This is a genomic window from Acidovorax sp. KPB24-03 (assembly GCF_057546605.1).
Genome location: NZ_BAAJYR010000001.1, coordinates 16,849 through 33,068 on the forward strand (window position 1 = coordinate 16,849; position 16,220 = coordinate 33,068).

Genomic DNA, 16,220 nt, shown 5'->3' on the forward strand with positions numbered 1-16,220 from the left:
GCGCCCACCGACAAGGACCGCCCCCATGAACGCCCCACAGACCGGCCTGGCTTTCTACCGGCCTTTCATGCCGATCTTCCTCGGCCTTTTCTTTTGCCATCTGGGCATCGGCGCCACGCTGTCGGTGCTGCCCTTCTACGTCAAGGACGCGCTCGGCGGCAGCGATGTGGACGTGGGCACCGTCATCGCCGCCATCGCGGTGGCGGTGGTGCTCACCCGGCCCGTCGCCGGCCGGCTGTCGGACCGCATAGGGCACCGGACGCTGATGCTGCTGGGCGCCCTCCTTTGCGTGCTGGCCGGCGCCGGCTACGCCATGGCGCAGCGGGTGGATGTGCTGACTGCCGTACGGGTGCTGCACGGCATGGGCGAAGGTTGCGCCTTCACCGCCGGGGCCACCTGGCTGGTGGGGCTTGCGCCCACAGCCCGGCGCGGAAAGATCATCGGGCTCTACGGGGTGAGCATGTGGTCGGGCGTGACGCTGGGGGCGCTGGCCGGCGCAGCGCTGATGCAGGCAGCCGGGTTCTCCGCCGTCTGGATGCTCTGCGTTGCCGCGCCCCTGGCCGGCTTCGCTTTCGTCATGGCCAAGCCCGCGCCCCCAAAGGTGCCCGCGGCGGCCAAAAGCGCGCTCTTTCCTCGGTCGGCGTGCCTTCCCGGCGTCACCCTGGCGCTGGGGTCCATGGGGTATGCCGCGCTGGCCTCGTTCGTCTCGCTGTACATGGCGGCCAAGGGCATCGACAACGGCATCCTGGCATTCAACGTGTTCGGCTTCGCATATGTGGGATCACGGCTTTTTCTTGGCCATTGGCCCGACCAGTTCGGGCCATATCGCGTTGCCCTGTGGGCGGCATTGGGCGAGGCCGTGGGCCTGCTGCTGCTCGCCATCGCGCCCAACCTCATGGTGGCGGTGCTGGGTGGGCTGGCGATGGGGCTCGGACTCTCGCTGTTCTACCCCTCGCTGGCACTGATCGTCATCCAGAAGACCGAGCCGGCCCACCACGGCGCCGCGCTCGGCATGTTCACCTCGTTCTGGGATCTGGGCATCGCTGCCGGGGGCGTGGTGGCCGGGTTCGTTGCGGCCCGCTTCGGCTATGCCGAGATCTACGGCGTGATGCTGGCGGCCACGCTGGCCAGCACGGTCGGCGTGATGCTGCTGTGGATGCCGCTGCGCGCTCGCGGGCGGCCATCGCTGCCGTCATGAGGCACACCCTCCGGCCACGCCCTCATATTCAGACACCTCTTTTTTCAAGGAGCCGACGACATGTTTCTCGATCATCTGCAGCGGCTGGAAGCCGAGAGCATTCACATCCTGCGCGAGACGGTGGCGGAGGCGGACAACCCCGTCATGCTGTATTCCATCGGCAAGGACAGCTCGGTGATGCTTCACCTCGCGATGAAGGCGTTCTACCCCGCACGGCCGCCATTCCCGCTGCTGCACGTGGACACGCTTTGGAAGTTCCGCGAGATGATCGCCTTCCGGGACCAGCGGGCGCGGGACACCGGCATGGAGTTGCTCGTGCACAGCAACCCCGACGGCATCGCGATGGGCATCGACCCGTTCGTGCATGGATCGGCGGTGCACACCGACCTGATGAAAACCCAGGCGCTCAAGCAGGCGCTGGACCACCACCGGTTCGACGCCGCCTTCGGCGGAGCGCGCCGCGACGAAGAAAAATCGCGCGCCAAGGAACGCGTGTTCTCGCTGCGGTCGGTGCACCACCGCTGGGATGCGCGGCGACAGCGGCCCGAGCTCTGGCGGGTCTACAACACCCGCAAGCACCAGGGCGAGAGCATCCGCGTATTCCCCCTCTCCAACTGGACCGAGGCGGACATCTGGCAATACATCGCACGCGAGCAGATTCCCATCGTGCCGCTGTACTTCGCCAAGGAACGGCCCGTGGTGGAGCGCAACGGGATGCTGCTCATGGTGGACGACGAGCGCCTGCCCCTCGCCCCGGGCGAACACCCCCGGATGCGGCGGGTGCGCTTTCGCACGCTGGGCTGCTACCCGCTCACCGGCGCCATCGAAAGCGATGCCGATTCGCTGGAGGCGATCATTGCCGAGACCCTGGCGGCGCACACTTCCGAGCGGCAAGGCCGGGCCATCGACCACGATGGCAAAGGCTCCATGGAACTGAAGAAACAGGCGGGGTATTTCTGATGAGCGGCACCCAACCCTCTCCCGCGCCGCAGCGCAGCCTGCTGCGCGTCATCACCTGCGGCAGCGTGGACGACGGCAAGAGCACGCTGATCGGCCGGCTGCTGTACGAATCCAAGAGCCTCTACGAGGACCAGTTGCAGGCGTTGGTCGCCGACTCCCGCAAGTCAGGCACGCAGGGCGGTGCGCTCGACTTCGCGCTGCTGGTCGATGGCCTGGTGGCCGAGCGGGAACAGGGCATCACCATCGACGTGGCCTACCGCTACTTCTCATCGCCCACGCGCAAATTCATCCTGGCCGACACACCGGGCCACCTGCAGTACACGCGCAACATGGCCACCGCGGCCTCCAACGCCGGCGCGGCCATGGTGCTGGTGGATGCGCGCAAAGGGGTGCTCAGCCAGACCCGGCGGCATGCCTACATCGCCGCGCTGCTGGGCATCCGGGCCCTGGCCCTGGTGGTCAACAAGATGGACCTGGTGGACTACCGCGAAGACCGCTTCGCCGAGATCGAAGCGGAGTTCTGCGCGCTGGCGCAGCAGATGGGCCTGCCTGCCCCGGTGTGCATTCCCATGTCGGCACTGCGAGGGGACAACCTGGTCGAGCGCAGCCTTCAAACGCCGTGGTACCAGGGGCCCACGCTCGGACAGTGGCTGGAGGCCACGGAGGTCGACGAGGCAGGCGCCGCGCGACAGCCGCTTCGGTTTCCGGTGCAATGGGTGAACCGGCCGAGCGAAGACTTTCGGGGCCTGGCAGGCACGGTGGCAGCGGGCAGCGTGCGCGTGGGTGACGCGGTGGTGGTGCAGCCCCGCGCCCAGCTGGCACGCGTGAAGCGCATCGTCACGTACGATGGGGATCTGCCGGCCGCCACGGCGGGCCAGTCGGTCACCCTGGTGCTGGATGCCGAGCTCGACGTCTCGCGCGGCGATCTCATCGCCGACCCGGCCTCTCCCGCGGAAGTGGCCGACCGCATCGAAGCCGACATGGTCTGGTTCAGCGAAACCCCTCTCTTTCCTGGCCGCGGGTACTGGCTCAAATGCGGCCCCCGCACCGTAGGTGCGACCGTCACGCGCATCGTCCACCGGGTGGACATCGAAACCTTCGACCGGCTGCCTGCGGACCAGCTCGACATGAACGCGGTGGGCCTGGTCGAGCTGACCCTGGACCAGCCCATCGCCTTTGACGCCTACGACCTCAACCGCGACGCCGGCGGGTTCCTGCTGATCGACCGGATCGACAACGAGACCTCCGGGGCGGGCATGCTCGTGCGTGCCCTGCGCGATGCCGACAACCTCGTTTGGCACCACACCCAGGTCAGCAAGGCGCAGCGGGCCGCCATCAAGCACCAGAAAGGCTGCGTGCTGTGGCTCACCGGGCTTTCCGGCGCCGGCAAATCGACCATCGCCAATCGGGTGGAGCAGCAGTTGCACCGGCGCGGCTGCCACAGCTTTCTGCTGGACGGGGACAACGTCCGGCACGGCCTCAACAAAGACCTGGGGTTCACCGATGCCGACCGGGTCGAGAACATCCGCCGGGTGGGCGAAGTCGCCAGGCTGATGGTGGATGCCGGGCTGATCGTGCTGGTGGCTTTCATCTCGCCGTTCCGTGCCGAAAGGCGTGCAGCGCGCGCGCTGCTGGAGGCTGGCGAGTTCCTGGAGGTGTTCATCGACGCGCCGCTGGAGCTCGCCGAGCAGCGCGACCCGAAGGGGCTGTACCGAAAGGCCCGCAGCGGCGCCCTGAAGAACTTCACCGGCATCGACTCGCCCTACGAGCCGCCGGAGCAGCCGGACATCCACATCCAGACGGCGTACATGTCGCCCGAACAGGCCGCCGACTGCATCGTCTCCCGGCTCATCGCCGCGGGGCTGGTGGTGCCGCCCTCGGCGGCGCGCACCGCCGCCACCGCATGAGCCGCACCGGCTCTGCCGGCACGGGCGCCGAGTCGCACTGGGACGCCATCGTCCTGGGCGGGGGCATGGCCGGGGCCAGTTGCGCCTGGGCACTGGCGCAGCACCGGCGGGTGCTGCTGCTGGAGCGCGAGGCGCATTGCGGCTACCACGCAACCGGCCGTTCGGCCGCCCTGTTTTCAGAGTATTTCGGTAACCGGACGGTCCGCGCGCTCACCGCGGCCAGTCGCCCGTTTTTCGAAGCACCCCCTGTCGGCTTTGCTTCAGTGCCGCTCGTGGCGCCGCGCGGCGTGGTGGCGCTGGCAACGCAGGACGACGTGGACTGCGGCCGCATCGACACCGCCCTGGCTGCCGGCCACCATGCCCACCAACCCGCCCGCGTGATCGGGCTGGACGCGGCGCTGTCGCGCTGCCCGGTCATCGACCCGAGGCCTTACCGCTGCGCCGTGTGGCGCCCCTCGGTCATGGACATCGACGTCGATGCACTGCACCAGAGCTACCTGCGCGGCATCCGGGCCGCCGGCGGCCGCGTGCAGACCGCCGCGGGGGTCGAGTGGGCCGAGGGCGATGCGTCGGGCCACTGGACCGTCCACACGGTGGCGGGCCGGTTTCACACGCCCTGCCTGGTGAACGCCGCAGGCGCCTGGGCCGACGAGGCCGCGCGCCAGGCCGGCGTGGCGACCATCGACCTGGTGCCCAAGCGGCGCACCGCCGTGATCGTGGACCTGCCCGACGGCATGCCCGGCCAGCCCGCGCTGGCGTCCTGGCCGATGGTGACGGACCTTGCCGACACCTTCTATTTCAAGCCCGAGGCCGGGCGCCTGCTGGTCAGCCCCAGCGATGAAACCCCCATGCCGCCCTGCGACGTGCAGCCCGAGGAGTGGGATGTGGCCGTTGCGGTCGATCGGCTGCAACAGGCCACCACCCTGGCGGTGCATCGCGTGGCCCACCGCTGGGCAGGCCTTCGCAGCTTTGTTGCCGATGGCTCGCCCGTGCTCGGGGCCGCCGGGAATGCGCCCGGCTTCTTCTGGGCCGCCGCGTTGGGCGGGTACGGCATCCAGATCGCACCGGCGGTGGGACAAGCCGTGGCCTCCCTGGTCCTCACGGGGGGCCTGCCGGACCATTTCGTCGAACGCGGGCTTTCGGCCGCCGCTCTGAGCCCGGACCGGCCCACCCTTGCCGAAGCCCCCTGCGAGCGCCTCGAAGCACTGCCATGAGTGGCGGTGGGCCTGAATCGGAACGCCATGGGCGCCTGGTCGATGCGGCCGGCCATCTTTTGCCCAATGGCTCAGGCCAAGCCGCTACAGGGCGCTCCGGCCGTTGCCCCAGGCGCGTTCACTCAGCGGCCAATACACGGGCCATCCAAAAGGCAGCCTCCCCTGACGCTCAGGTCAGCCGGCATGCTGCTTGAGCACCGTCGGTTCCAACAGCGCACCCGGCCACATCTGCACGAGATAGCGGTCTTCGCCTTCCAGCCCATCGGGAGACAGCGAATCCAGACCCGCGCTGGACAGCCTGACCCGGTACGCTCCAGGCGGCACATCGAACCGGGCCGCATCGGGCAAGTAGTCCGTGCACCCCGCCACGACGAGCGGGCCTGTGGCAATGGCCACCGATCCATCGACCACATGGTCGAACCGGGCCAGGTCGGTCTGCGGCTCGGCCTCAAGCAACTCCAGGGTCACCGGCACCGGCATGTTCCGAGCAGTGCCAAACCCGACGACGCCCTGCGACACGGCCAGCATGCGAAGCGTCGCGGCCTCGTCCCAGGCGCTTGCCAGGTCCCCTGGCGCCGCTTCGTCCTGAAGGTAGAACTGGTGGTAATCCGCGAAAAGGGTCAGGCGATGGGATGGCATGGCGGGAGGGCTTTCGGCTGCGCGGTTTGACTGCGGCGCTCCGCGGCGCCATCGATCGGTTACGCCCGATCCTAGCGCCGGGAGAAAGTGCCATCCAGACGCCACCAGACCGTTCAGCATCAAAAAGGCCTCCAGCGCAATAAAAACGCCGGCATATAGCTATCATTTCAATAGCAAAAAAAAGCCCGCCGAAGCGGGCTTTTTCTTCAGGGTGGCAGGCGCCGGTCAGGCGGCGACGCCGTCCGCGACTTCCTTGTACTCCTCGATCTGGTCGAAGTTCATGTACTTGTAGATCTTGTCGCCGTTCTGGTTGAGCACGCCCACATCCGCCAGGTACTCTCCCTTGGACGGAATGCGGCCCAGCTTGGAGCAGATGGCCGACAGCTCGGCGGAACCCAGGTACACGTTCGTGTTCTTGCCCAGGCGGTTGGGGAAGTTGCGGGTGCTGGTGGACATCACCGTGGCGCCTTCCTTGACCTGTGCCTGGTTGCCCATGCACAGCGAGCAGCCCGGCATTTCCATGCGCGCACCGGCCGCGCCGAACACGCCGTAGTGGCCTTCCTCGGTCAGCTGGTGCGCGTCCATCTTGGTGGGCGGCGCCATCCACAGCTTGACCGGGATGTCCTTCTTGCCTTCCAGCAGTTTGGAAGCCGCGCGGAAGTGGCCGATGTTGGTCATGCACGAGCCGATGAACACCTCGTCGATCGTCGCGCCGGCCACGTCGGACAGCGTCTTGGCGTCGTCCGGGTCGTTGGGGCAGCAGACGATGGGCTCGGTGATCTCGGCCAGATCGATCTCGATCACGGCAGCGTACTCGGCATCTTCGTCGGGCTGCAGCAGCTGCGGATTGGCCAGCCACGCTTCCATGGCCTTGATGCGGCGCGTGATGGTGCGCGCATCGGCGTAGCCCTGGGCGATCATGTTCTTGAGCAGCACGATGTTCGAGTTGATGTACTCGATGATCGGCTCCTTGTTCAGGCGCACCGTGCAGCCGGCGGCCGAGCGCTCGGCCGAGGCGTCGGACAGCTCGAACGCCTGCTCCACCTTCATGTCCGGCAGGCCTTCGATTTCGAGGATGCGGCCCGAGAAGATGTTCTTCTTGCCCTTCTTCTCGACGGTCAGCAGGCCAGCCTTGATGGCGTACAGCGGAATGGCATGCACCAGGTCGCGCAGGGTCACGCCGGGCTGCATCGCGCCCTTGAAGCGCACCAGCACCGATTCCGGCATGTCGAGCGGCATCACGCCCGTGGCGGCGGCGAACGCCACCAGGCCCGAGCCGGCGGGGAAGCTGATGCCGATCGGAAAGCGCGTGTGCGAATCGCCGCCCGTGCCCACCGTGTCGGGCAGCAGCATGCGGTTGAGCCAGCTGTGGATGATGCCGTCACCGGGCTTGAGCGAGATGCCGCCGCGCGTGCTGATGAAGTCGGGCAGTTCGTGGTGCATCTTCACGTCCACGGGCTTGGGGTACGCCGCGGTGTGGCAGAAGGACTGCATCACCAGATCGGCGCTGAAGCCCAGGCAGGCCAGGTCCTTCAGTTCGTCGCGTGTCATCGGGCCGGTGGTGTCCTGCGAGCCGACCGAGGTCATGCGCGGTTCGCAGTAGGTGCCGGGCACCACGCCTTCGCCTTCGGGAAGGCCGCAGGCGCGGCCGACCATCTTTTGCGCCAGCGTGAAGCCCTTGCCCGTCGCGGCGGGGTTCTGCGGCAGGCGGAACAGCGTCGAAGGCGCCAGGCCCAGGGCCTCGCGCGCCTTGGCGGTGAGGCCGCGGCCCACGATCAGCGGAATGCGGCCACCGGCGCGCACTTCATCGAACAGCACTTCGCTCTTGACCTCGAACTCGGCGATGACCTGGCCGTTCTTGAGCGCCTTGCCGGCGTAGGGCAGCAGTTCGATCTCGTCGCCCATGTTCATCTGGCTCACGTCCAGCTCGATGGGCAGCGCACCCGCGTCTTCCATGGTGTTGTAGAAGATCGGGGCGATCTTGGAGCCCAGGCACACGCCGCCGAAGCGCTTGTTCGGCACGTAGGGGATGTCTTCGCCGGTGAACCACAGCACGCTGTTGGTGGCCGACTTGCGGCTGGAACCCGTGCCCACCACGTCGCCCACGTAGGCCACGAGGTTGCCCTTGGCGCGCAGGTCTTCGATGAACTTCACCGGGCCGCGCTTGCCGTCTTCTTCCGGCGTGATGCCGTCGCGCTTGTTCTTGAGCATGGCCAGCGCATGCAGCGGAATGTCGGGACGGCTCCAGGCATCGGGGGCGGGCGACAGATCGTCGGTGTTGGTTTCGCCGGTGACCTTGAGCACCGTGAGCTTGATGCTCTGCGGCACTTCGGGGCGGCTGGTGAACCACTCAGCGTCGGCCCAGCTTTGCAGGACGGCCTTGGCGAATTCGTTGCCCTTGTCGGCCTTTTCCTTGACGTCATGGAACTGATCGAACATCAGCAACGTCTTCTTGAGGCCTTCGGCCGCGACGGACGCCACGGCCGCATCGTCCAGCAGGTCAATCAGCGGCGTGAGGTTGTAGCCGCCCAGCATGGTGCCCAGCAGCTCGGTGGCCTTCTCGCGGCCGATCAATGCGCACTTTTCCGTGCCGTGGGCCACGGCCGCCAGGTAGCTGGCCTTGACCTTGGCGGCATCATCCACACCGGCCGGCACGCGGTAGGTGATCAGGTCCACCAGCGTGGCTTCTTCGCCGGCGGGCGGAGCCTTCAGCAGCTCGATCAGCGAGGCGGTCTGCTTGGCCGTGAGAGGCAGGGGCGGAATGCCCAATGCGGCACGCTCGGCCACATGGTCACGGTAGGCTTTCAACATATTTTTCTCCGGTGGGTTTTTGGTGTGTGGGGCTGGCCATGGCAGGCCCTGCGGTCCGGGCGCAGCGGGTGCACCCGGGCAAGAAGAATCACTGGGCCGGTGCGGATGCAGCCGCTGGCGCCGCCACGGTGGCAGGTGCGTTGGCGGAGGCAGGCAGGGCTTCCAGCAGGCTGGGCTGCGGGTTCTTCTTGATGGATTCGGTCACGGCGACCTGCTGCGGGCTCATGCACTCGTCAGCCAGGCGCTGGCCGAGCTTCTGGTTCATGAGCATGGACTTGTTGGCGATCTGGATCCACACGGCGCCGGCCTTCTGGTCCTCCAGGCGCACCGCGCCCGTGCTGGTCGCGATGGGCGACATGTAGTAGTTGAAGCCCTTGCCGTCGATGCGGAAGTGGCCCGGCGACTTGGCATCGGCTTCCACATGCACAGAAGCGCCCAGTTCGCAGGGAATGTGGCCGGTGTGCACGCGTTCGGCGATGGCCAGTTCCTGCGGCGTCAGGGCAGCCTCGGCCGCGATGATGCCGGTGGCCACCTGGTTGGTGGCGCTCTTGAGCTGCGTGCGGCTGCTCGTGGCCTTCTTGGCCGCGGCCGGCTTGGCTGCCGCGCTCTTGGCAGCTGGCTTGGCCGCGGGCTTGGCCTCGGCGGACTTCTCCTTGGCGGCGGCCTTGGCAGGTGCGGCCTTGGCCGTGCTCTTGGCCGGTGCGGGCTTGGCGGGAGCGGCGTCTTGCGCCATCACCAGCGCAGGGGCCAGCAGCATCAGGGCAGAAGCGATGAAGGTTTTCATGGGAACTCCGACGAAAAAGGAGGTGTGGGGAACTTGATGGTGGGACGGCTCAGGCCTGTGGACCCGCGGCCGGCTGGGCAAACCAGGCCTGCGCCGCGGCGGGCAGCGCGCGGCCGGTCTGGTGCGCACGCTCCAGCACCTGCCAGAAATAGCGGTAGCTGGCGCGGTCGTGCAATACGCCATCGACGCTGACGGGGGCCCAGTCGGCGTGCGCGGCGGTGGAAAGAAGCTGGGCCGCCTGCGCGATCTCGTCCTGCGCGGGCGCGAAGGCTTCCAGGATGGGGCGGATCTGCGCCGGGTGGATGCTCCACATGCGCGTGTAGCCCAGTTGGCGCGCGGCGCGCCCGGCCGCCGTGCGCAGGGCATCGGCATCGTTGAACTCGGTCACCACGCAGTGGGACGGCACCTTGCCGTGGGCGTGGCATGCCGCGGCGATCTCGAGCTTGGCGCGCACCACCAGTGGGTGCTCGAACTGGCCCTGCGATCCCATGGCACTCGCGGGAATCGCACCGGCATGCGCCGAGACGAAATCCATCAAGCCGAAACTGATCGACTGCACGCGCGGATGGGCGGCGATCTCGAAAGCCCGCTGAATGGCCGCGGGCGACTCCAGCAGCACGTGCAACGGCACCTGCCCTGCCGATGCGGCGAGCAGGGCCTTTTCGGCGTGCAGCACGTCGTCCACCGACTCGACCTTGGGCACCATGATGTGGCACAGCCGCGTGGCGGCTTCGCCGGCGATGGTGGCCATGTCTTCGGCGAAGGCGGGGTGGTCCACGGCATGCACGCGCGCGGCCACCCGGGCACCGGGGGATGCGGTGCGAGCCAAATGCGCCACGAGGGCGGCATGCTCACGCTCGCGGCCCACGGGGGCACCGTCTTCGCAATCGAGGGTCACATCGAACACGCAGCGGCCCAGCTCGGCCGCCATGGCGGCTTGCAGTTCCAGGCTCTTGCGCATGCGCGCTTCCACGCCGCTGTAATGGTCGCAGACCGGCAAGCGCATGGCACTGGCCTGGGCGCCCATGAGCACCGCCGCGGGGTGGGCACCGGTCGCGCTCATGACGGGCGCTGCGCCACGATGAACATGCGCGGGAACGCCAGCAAACGGCGGCCATCGCTGCGCACGGCATAGGCCGCGGCGATGCGGCGCTCGTACTCGGCCAGGAAGCTCTCGCGCAACGCATCGCCCAGCGGATCGATGAAGGGCTTGAGGCCCGTGGCGCGCACCCATTCGACGATGGCCGCAGGCGACGCCATCACATGCTGGTAGACGGTGTGCCACACGTCGATGCGCTCGGCGCGCGTGGCCAGCAGGTCGTAGTAGCCGCCGATGTCCAGAAGCTCGGTGCGCAGCGCGTCGGCATCGCCGATGGGCTCGCGCCACGGAGCCTCGGCCGCCACTTCGCGCATCAGGCGGTGCGTGGGCTCCTGGCGGTTGTCGGGCATCTGGATCGCCAGCACGCCGCCGGGGGCGAGGTTGTCGAACAGGCGCGGAAAGAGGTCGCCATGCCCTCCCACCCATTGCAGGGCGGCATTGGCGTAAATGAGGTCGGGCGCCGTGTCGGGCACCCAGCGGGCGATGTCGCCCAGCACGAAGGACACGCCGGGCAGGCGCTCGCGCGCGCTGGCCAGCATGGCTTCGGAATTGTCGATGCCGGTCACCTGCGCCTGCGGGAAGCGCCGCACCAGCAGCTCGGTGGAATTGCCCGGCCCGCAGCCCAGGTCCACCACGTGGACCGGCGCGGAATGGGGCACCCGCGCGAGCAGCTCCTGGGCCGGGCGCGTGCGCTCGTCCTCGTAGCGGCGATAGAGCGCGGGATTCCAGTCGAGCATGAAAAAACGGAACCCGAAAAAATTACAGCAGGTGCTTCACGCCGTCTTGCTCGCCTTGCAGCTCGGCCAGCGTCTTGTCGATGCGTTCCTGGCTGAAAGCGTCGATTTCCAGGCCTTCGACGACCTTGTACTCGCCGTTTTCGCAGGTGACAGGGAAACCGAACATCACATCCTTCGGAATGCCGTATTGGCCATCCGAAGGAACACCCATGGTGACCCACTTGCCATTGGTGCCCAGGGCCCAGTCACGCATGTGGTCAATGGCGGCGTTGGCTGCCGAAGCGGCCGAGGAGGAACCGCGCGCCTCGATGATGGCGGCACCGCGCTTGCCCACCGTGGGCAGGAACGTGTTGGCGTTCCATTCCTGGTCGTTGATCGTCTTGGCGACGCTTTCGCCATCGATGGTGGCGAAGCGGTAGTCGGCATACATCGTGGGCGAGTGGTTGCCCCACACGGCCAGCTTTTCGATGGCGGCCACGGGCTTGCCGGTCTTGGCGGCGATCTGGCTGGCAGCACGGTTGTGGTCCAGGCGCAGCATGGCGGTGAAGTTCTTGCGCGGCAGGTCCGGCGCGCTCTTCATGGCGATGTAGGCGTTGGTGTTGGCAGGGTTGCCCACGACCAGCACCTTCACGTTGCGGCTGGCCACGGCGTTCAGCGCCTTGCCCTGGGCAGTGAAGATGGCGCCGTTGACAGCCAGCAGTTCGGCACGCTCCATGCCCGGACCGCGGGGGCGCGAGCCCACCAGCAGGGCGTAGTCCGCGTCCTTGAATGCCGTCATGGGGTCGCTGTGGGCTTCCATGCCGACCAGCAGCGGGAAGGCGCAGTCGTCGAGTTCCATCATCACGCCCTTGAGCGCCTTTTGCGGGCCTTCGACGGGCACTTCGAGCAATTGCAGGATGACGGGCTGGTCCTTGCCCAGCATTTCGCCGGAGGCAATGCGGAACAGCAGGGCGTAACCGATTTGACCGGCGGCGCCGGTAACAGCAACGCGGACGGGCTTCTTGCTCATGAAAAACTCCAGAAAGTGGAAAAACGGGTGTCGGTGCAGTCGATGCACCAGCGCCAGTCAAACCAAGCAGCCCGTGCCCTGCAGAACAGCTCCCGAGTGTACCGCTGAAATCCGGATCCGGTCAATTTGTCTTATGTCTTATATAAGATATGATCCGGCCTCGCCGACGCGCGAAAACACCCCACCTTTGCCCCGCGCGCCAGCCGCCCCTCGATCCGCCGCCATGTCCACCCTTCCGGTTGCCGCCTCCGACAGCCCTGCGCTCCCCGCAGGAAGCGCGGGCGCACCCACGCCGGCCTTCAGCCCGCTGTACCAGCAGATCAAGGGACTCATCCTGCACAGCCTGCAGCATGGCGAATGGAAGCCGGGCGAATCGATCCCGAGCGAGATGGAACTGGCCGCCCGCTTCCGCGTGAGCCAGGGCACGGCGCGCAAGGCCATCGATGAGCTGGCGGCGGAGAACCTCGTCGTTCGCCGCCAGGGCAAGGGCACCTTCGTCGCCACGCATGCCGAGCGGCACGTGCAATACCGGTTCCTCAAGCTCATGCCCGACTCGGGCGACGCCCGGGTCGAGGGGCCGGCCCAGCGCCACATCATCGAATGCCGCCGCATCCGTGCCAGCGCCGAGATCGCTCGCGCTCTGGCGCTGCGCAGCGGCGACGCCGTGGTGCATGCCCGGCGCATCCTGTCGTTCGGCGACGTTCCCAGCATCCTGGAAGACATCTGGCTGCCCGGGCAGGCCTTCAAGGGGCTGACCGCCGAGCAGATGTCCAGCTACCAGGGCCCCACCTACGCCATGTTCGAAATCGATTTCGGCGTCAGAATGGTGCGCGCCGACGAGAAGCTGCGGGCGGTACAGCCCGATGACGAGCAGGCGCGGCTGCTGCAGGTGGCACCCGGTACGCCGCTGCTTAGCGTGGAGCGCATTGCCTACACCTACAACGAAGTTCCTATGGAGTTACGCAAGGGCCTGTATCGCACCGATACGCACCACTACCACAACGAACTGAGCTGAGACTGCCCGACCATGCCGATACCGCGCGGTGAAATTACGCCGTACCGAAACACTGCGGTTGTTGCATTGCAATAGAATTTTGGGTTGTTTCGTTCGCGCGAAATTACAAAGCAGTTACATCCACGAAAGCACCGCCATGACCGAGATCGCCAAAAAGCGGCCTGAATTCCGCAACATCAATGCCCTCACGGACCTGCCCACCTACCGCCTTCCTGCCGCAGGATGGGTGTCGATCCTGCACCGCGTCAGCGGCGTGATCATGCTGGTGCTGCTCCCCTTCATCCTGTGGATGTTCGACACCTCGGTGTCCTCTGAAATCTCCTTCGGCAAATTCAAGGCCGCCTTCACGGTGGGCCTGGGCTTCGTGCCGGGCTGGTTCCTCAAGCTCGTCGTGCTGGCCCTCATCTGGTCGTACCTGCATCACTTCACTGCCGGCCTGCGCCACCTGTGGATGGACGTGAGCCATGACGCGGTGAACAAGGATTTCGGCAGCAAATCCGCCACCGCCACCCTCGTCATCAGCATCGCCCTCACCGTCGTGCTCGGCGCCAAGCTGTTCGGCCTGTACTGAGTCGCGCCGGCTTATCCCACGAACCCCAAAAAAAAAAGGATCTTCTATGTCCGTGAACTACGGCTCCAAGCGCATCGTCGTCGGTGCCCACTACGGAGTGCGCGACTGGCTGAGCCAGCGCGTGACCGCCGCCCTGATGGCGCTCTTCACCGTGGTGCTGCTCGCCCAGGTGCTGCTGACCAAGGGTCCCATCGGCTACGACCGCTGGGCCTCGATCTTCTCGGCGCAATGGATGAAGGTGCTGACCTTCTCCGTCATCGTGGCCCTCGCCTGGCACGTCTGGGTGGGCACGCGCGATGTGCTGATGGACTACGTGAAGCCCGTGGGCTTGCGCCTCGCCCTGCAAGCCATCGCGATCTTCTGGCTCGTCGGCTGCGCCGGCTGGGGTATCCAGATCCTCTGGCGTCTCTGATCCAATCCCCCGCGACTGAAGGCAAATAACAATGAGCTACACCAAAGCGAACATCACCACGCGCAAGTTCGATGTCGTCATCGTCGGCGCCGGCGGCTCCGGCATGCGCGCCGCCCTCGAACTCTCCCGCGCCGGCCTGAACGTGGCCTCGCTGTCCAAAGTATTCCCCACCCGCTCGCACACCGTGGCGGCGCAGGGCGGCGTGAGCGCGTCGCTCGGCAACATGAGCGAGGACAACTGGCACTACCACTTCTACGACACTATCAAGGGCTCGGACTGGCTGGGCGATCAGGATGCCATCGAGTTCATGTGCCGCGAAGCCCCCAAGGTCGTGTACGAGCTCGAACACTTCGGCATGCCGTTCGACCGCAACCCCGACGGCACCATCTACCAGCGCCCCTTCGGTGGCCACACGGCCAATTACGGTGAAAAGCCGGTGCAGCGCGCCTGCGCCGCGGCCGACCGCACGGGCCACGCCATGCTGCACACGCTGTACCAGCAGAACGTCAAGGCCAAAACCAACTTCTTCGTGGAGTGGATGGCGCTCGACCTGATCCGCGACGCCGCTGGCGACGTGGTCGGCGTGACCGCCCTGGAACTCGAAACCGGCGAGCTGTATGCCCTGCAGGCCAAGGCCGTGCTGCTGGCCACCGGCGGTGCGGGCCGCATCTTCGCGGCATCGACCAACGCGTTCATCAACACCGGCGACGGCCTGGGCATGGCGGCACGCGCTGGCATCCCGCTGCAGGACATGGAGTTCTGGCAGTTCCACCCCACCGGCGTGGCCGGTGCCGGCGTGCTGCTGACCGAAGGCTGCCGCGGCGAAGGCGCCATCTTGCTCAACAGCAACGGCGAACGCTTCATGGAGCGCTACGCACCCACGCTGAAGGACCTGGCGCCGCGCGACTTCGTCTCGCGCTCCATGGACCAGGAAATCAAGGAAGGCCGCGGCTGCGGTCCCAACAAGGACTACGTGCTGCTCAAGCTCGACCACCTCGGTGCCGAGACGATCCACAAGCGTCTGCCCGCGGTGTATGAGATCGGTGTCAACTTCGCCAACGTCGACATCACGAAGGAACCGATCCCCGTGGTGCCCACCATCCACTACCAGATGGGCGGCATTCCGACCAACATCAACGGCCAGGTCGTGATCCAGAACGGCGACTTGCACAACCAGGTCGTCAACGGCCTGTACGCCGTGGGCGAATGCTCGTGCGTGTCGGTGCACGGCGCCAACCGCCTGGGCACAAACTCGCTGCTCGACCTGCTGGTCTTCGGCAAGTCCGCAGGCCGCCACATCGTGGACATGATCAAGGGCAGCGGCGAGCACAAGCCCCTGCCGGCCGACGCCGCCGACCGCACCCTGGCGCGCCTGAACCAGCTGCAGGATTCGAACGAAGGCACCTACGCCCAGGACGTCGCCAACGACATCCGCGCGTCGATGCAGCAGCACGCCGGCGTGTTCCGCACGCAAGAAGGCATGGATGAAGGCGTGGTCAAGATCAACGCCATCCGCGAGCGCGTGGGTTCCGTCACGCTCAAGGACAAGTCCAAGGTCTGGAACACCGCGCGCATGGAAGCACTGGAAGTGGACAACCTCATCGAAGTGGCCCAGGCCACGATGACCTCCGCCGCCGCCCGCAAGGAATGCCGCGGCGCCCACACCGTGTATGACTACGAGCATCCGGCCGACCACGCGGAATTCCCGCTGGGCCGCAACGACAAAGAGTGGATGAAGCACACCTTGTGGCACAGCGCAGGCAACAACCTGACCTACAAGCCCGTGAACCTGAAGCCTTTGACGGTCGACAGCGTGCCTCCCAAGGTCCGTACGTTCTGACCCTACAAGCCCACGAGAAAGAAC

Annotated in this window: 14 protein-coding genes; 8 read left to right on the forward strand and 6 right to left on the reverse strand. The window is 66.8% G+C overall.

Annotated features, from left to right (window positions below; all coding sequences use genetic code 11):
* Window positions 1–25 precede the first annotated feature (25 nt).
* The 4 genes from AC27KI_RS00070 to AC27KI_RS00085 are packed head-to-tail and all read left to right on the forward strand — an operon-like array spanning window position 26 to window position 5,279.
* Entirely contained in the window at window positions 26–1,198 is a 1,173-nt protein-coding gene (locus AC27KI_RS00070; protein ID WP_284403366.1) for an MFS transporter, read from the forward strand.
* 60 nt (window positions 1,199–1,258) lie between these two features.
* Window positions 1,259–2,158, forward strand: a complete 900-nt coding sequence (cysD, locus tag AC27KI_RS00075; protein ID WP_487087991.1) for a sulfate adenylyltransferase subunit CysD — start codon at window positions 1,259–1,261, stop codon at window positions 2,156–2,158.
* Window positions 2,158–4,065, forward strand: coding sequence for a sulfate adenylyltransferase subunit CysN (cysN, locus tag AC27KI_RS00080; RefSeq protein ID WP_487111998.1), 1,908 nt, complete (start codon window positions 2,158–2,160; stop codon window positions 4,063–4,065). Before cysD ends, cysN begins: the two co-directional genes overlap by 1 nt.
* Window positions 4,062–5,279 (forward strand): NAD(P)/FAD-dependent oxidoreductase, encoded by a 1,218-nt coding sequence (locus tag AC27KI_RS00085; RefSeq protein ID WP_487087989.1) that lies wholly within the window; start codon window positions 4,062–4,064, stop codon window positions 5,277–5,279. Before cysN ends, AC27KI_RS00085 begins: the two co-directional genes overlap by 4 nt.
* A gap of 174 nt (window positions 5,280–5,453) precedes the next feature.
* Here AC27KI_RS00085 and AC27KI_RS00090 read toward each other — a convergent pair whose 3' ends face one another.
* The 6 genes from AC27KI_RS00090 to AC27KI_RS00115 form a co-directional block, all read right to left on the reverse strand.
* A complete protein-coding gene (locus tag AC27KI_RS00090) occupies window positions 5,454–5,918 on the reverse strand; it encodes a hypothetical protein (RefSeq protein ID WP_487087987.1) in 465 nt (154 codons plus the stop codon).
* A 225-nt stretch (window positions 5,919–6,143) separates the two neighbouring features.
* Window positions 6,144–8,729: a bifunctional aconitate hydratase 2/2-methylisocitrate dehydratase gene (acnB, locus tag AC27KI_RS00095; RefSeq protein ID WP_487112000.1), complete on the reverse strand. Its 2,586-nt coding sequence runs from the start codon at window positions 8,727–8,729 to the stop codon at window positions 6,144–6,146.
* 88 nt (window positions 8,730–8,817) lie between these two features.
* Window positions 8,818–9,513, reverse strand: a complete 696-nt coding sequence (locus AC27KI_RS00100; protein ID WP_284428820.1) for a hypothetical protein — start codon at window positions 9,511–9,513, stop codon at window positions 8,818–8,820.
* A 49-nt stretch (window positions 9,514–9,562) separates the two neighbouring features.
* Window positions 9,563–10,576 (reverse strand): HpcH/HpaI aldolase/citrate lyase family protein, encoded by a 1,014-nt coding sequence (locus tag AC27KI_RS00105; RefSeq protein ID WP_317353971.1) that lies wholly within the window; start codon window positions 10,574–10,576, stop codon window positions 9,563–9,565.
* Window positions 10,573–11,349, reverse strand: coding sequence for a trans-aconitate 2-methyltransferase (gene tam, locus AC27KI_RS00110; RefSeq protein WP_487087984.1), 777 nt, complete (start codon window positions 11,347–11,349; stop codon window positions 10,573–10,575). The genes AC27KI_RS00105 and tam overlap by 4 nt, the downstream gene beginning before the upstream one ends.
* A 22-nt stretch (window positions 11,350–11,371) precedes the next feature.
* Entirely contained in the window at window positions 11,372–12,358 is a 987-nt protein-coding gene (locus AC27KI_RS00115; RefSeq protein WP_284399433.1) for a malate dehydrogenase, read from the reverse strand.
* Between the two features lie 223 nt (window positions 12,359–12,581).
* On the opposite strand from AC27KI_RS00115, the gene AC27KI_RS00120 reads away from it, so the two are divergent.
* From AC27KI_RS00120 to sdhA, 4 genes are all read left to right on the forward strand, one after another.
* Window positions 12,582–13,373, forward strand: a complete 792-nt coding sequence (locus AC27KI_RS00120; protein WP_487112002.1) for a GntR family transcriptional regulator — start codon at window positions 12,582–12,584, stop codon at window positions 13,371–13,373.
* A gap of 136 nt (window positions 13,374–13,509) precedes the next feature.
* A complete protein-coding gene (gene sdhC, locus AC27KI_RS00125; RefSeq protein WP_284399427.1) occupies window positions 13,510–13,944 on the forward strand; it encodes a succinate dehydrogenase, cytochrome b556 subunit in 435 nt (144 codons plus the stop codon).
* A gap of 46 nt (window positions 13,945–13,990) precedes the next feature.
* A complete protein-coding gene (gene sdhD, locus AC27KI_RS00130; RefSeq protein ID WP_272564085.1) occupies window positions 13,991–14,356 on the forward strand; it encodes a succinate dehydrogenase, hydrophobic membrane anchor protein in 366 nt (121 codons plus the stop codon).
* 31 nt (window positions 14,357–14,387) lie between these two features.
* On the forward strand, window positions 14,388–16,196 hold the full coding sequence (gene sdhA / locus AC27KI_RS00135; RefSeq protein ID WP_487112004.1) for a succinate dehydrogenase flavoprotein subunit: 1,809 nt from the start codon (window positions 14,388–14,390) through the stop codon (window positions 16,194–16,196).
* Window positions 16,197–16,220: the final 24 nt, after the last annotated feature.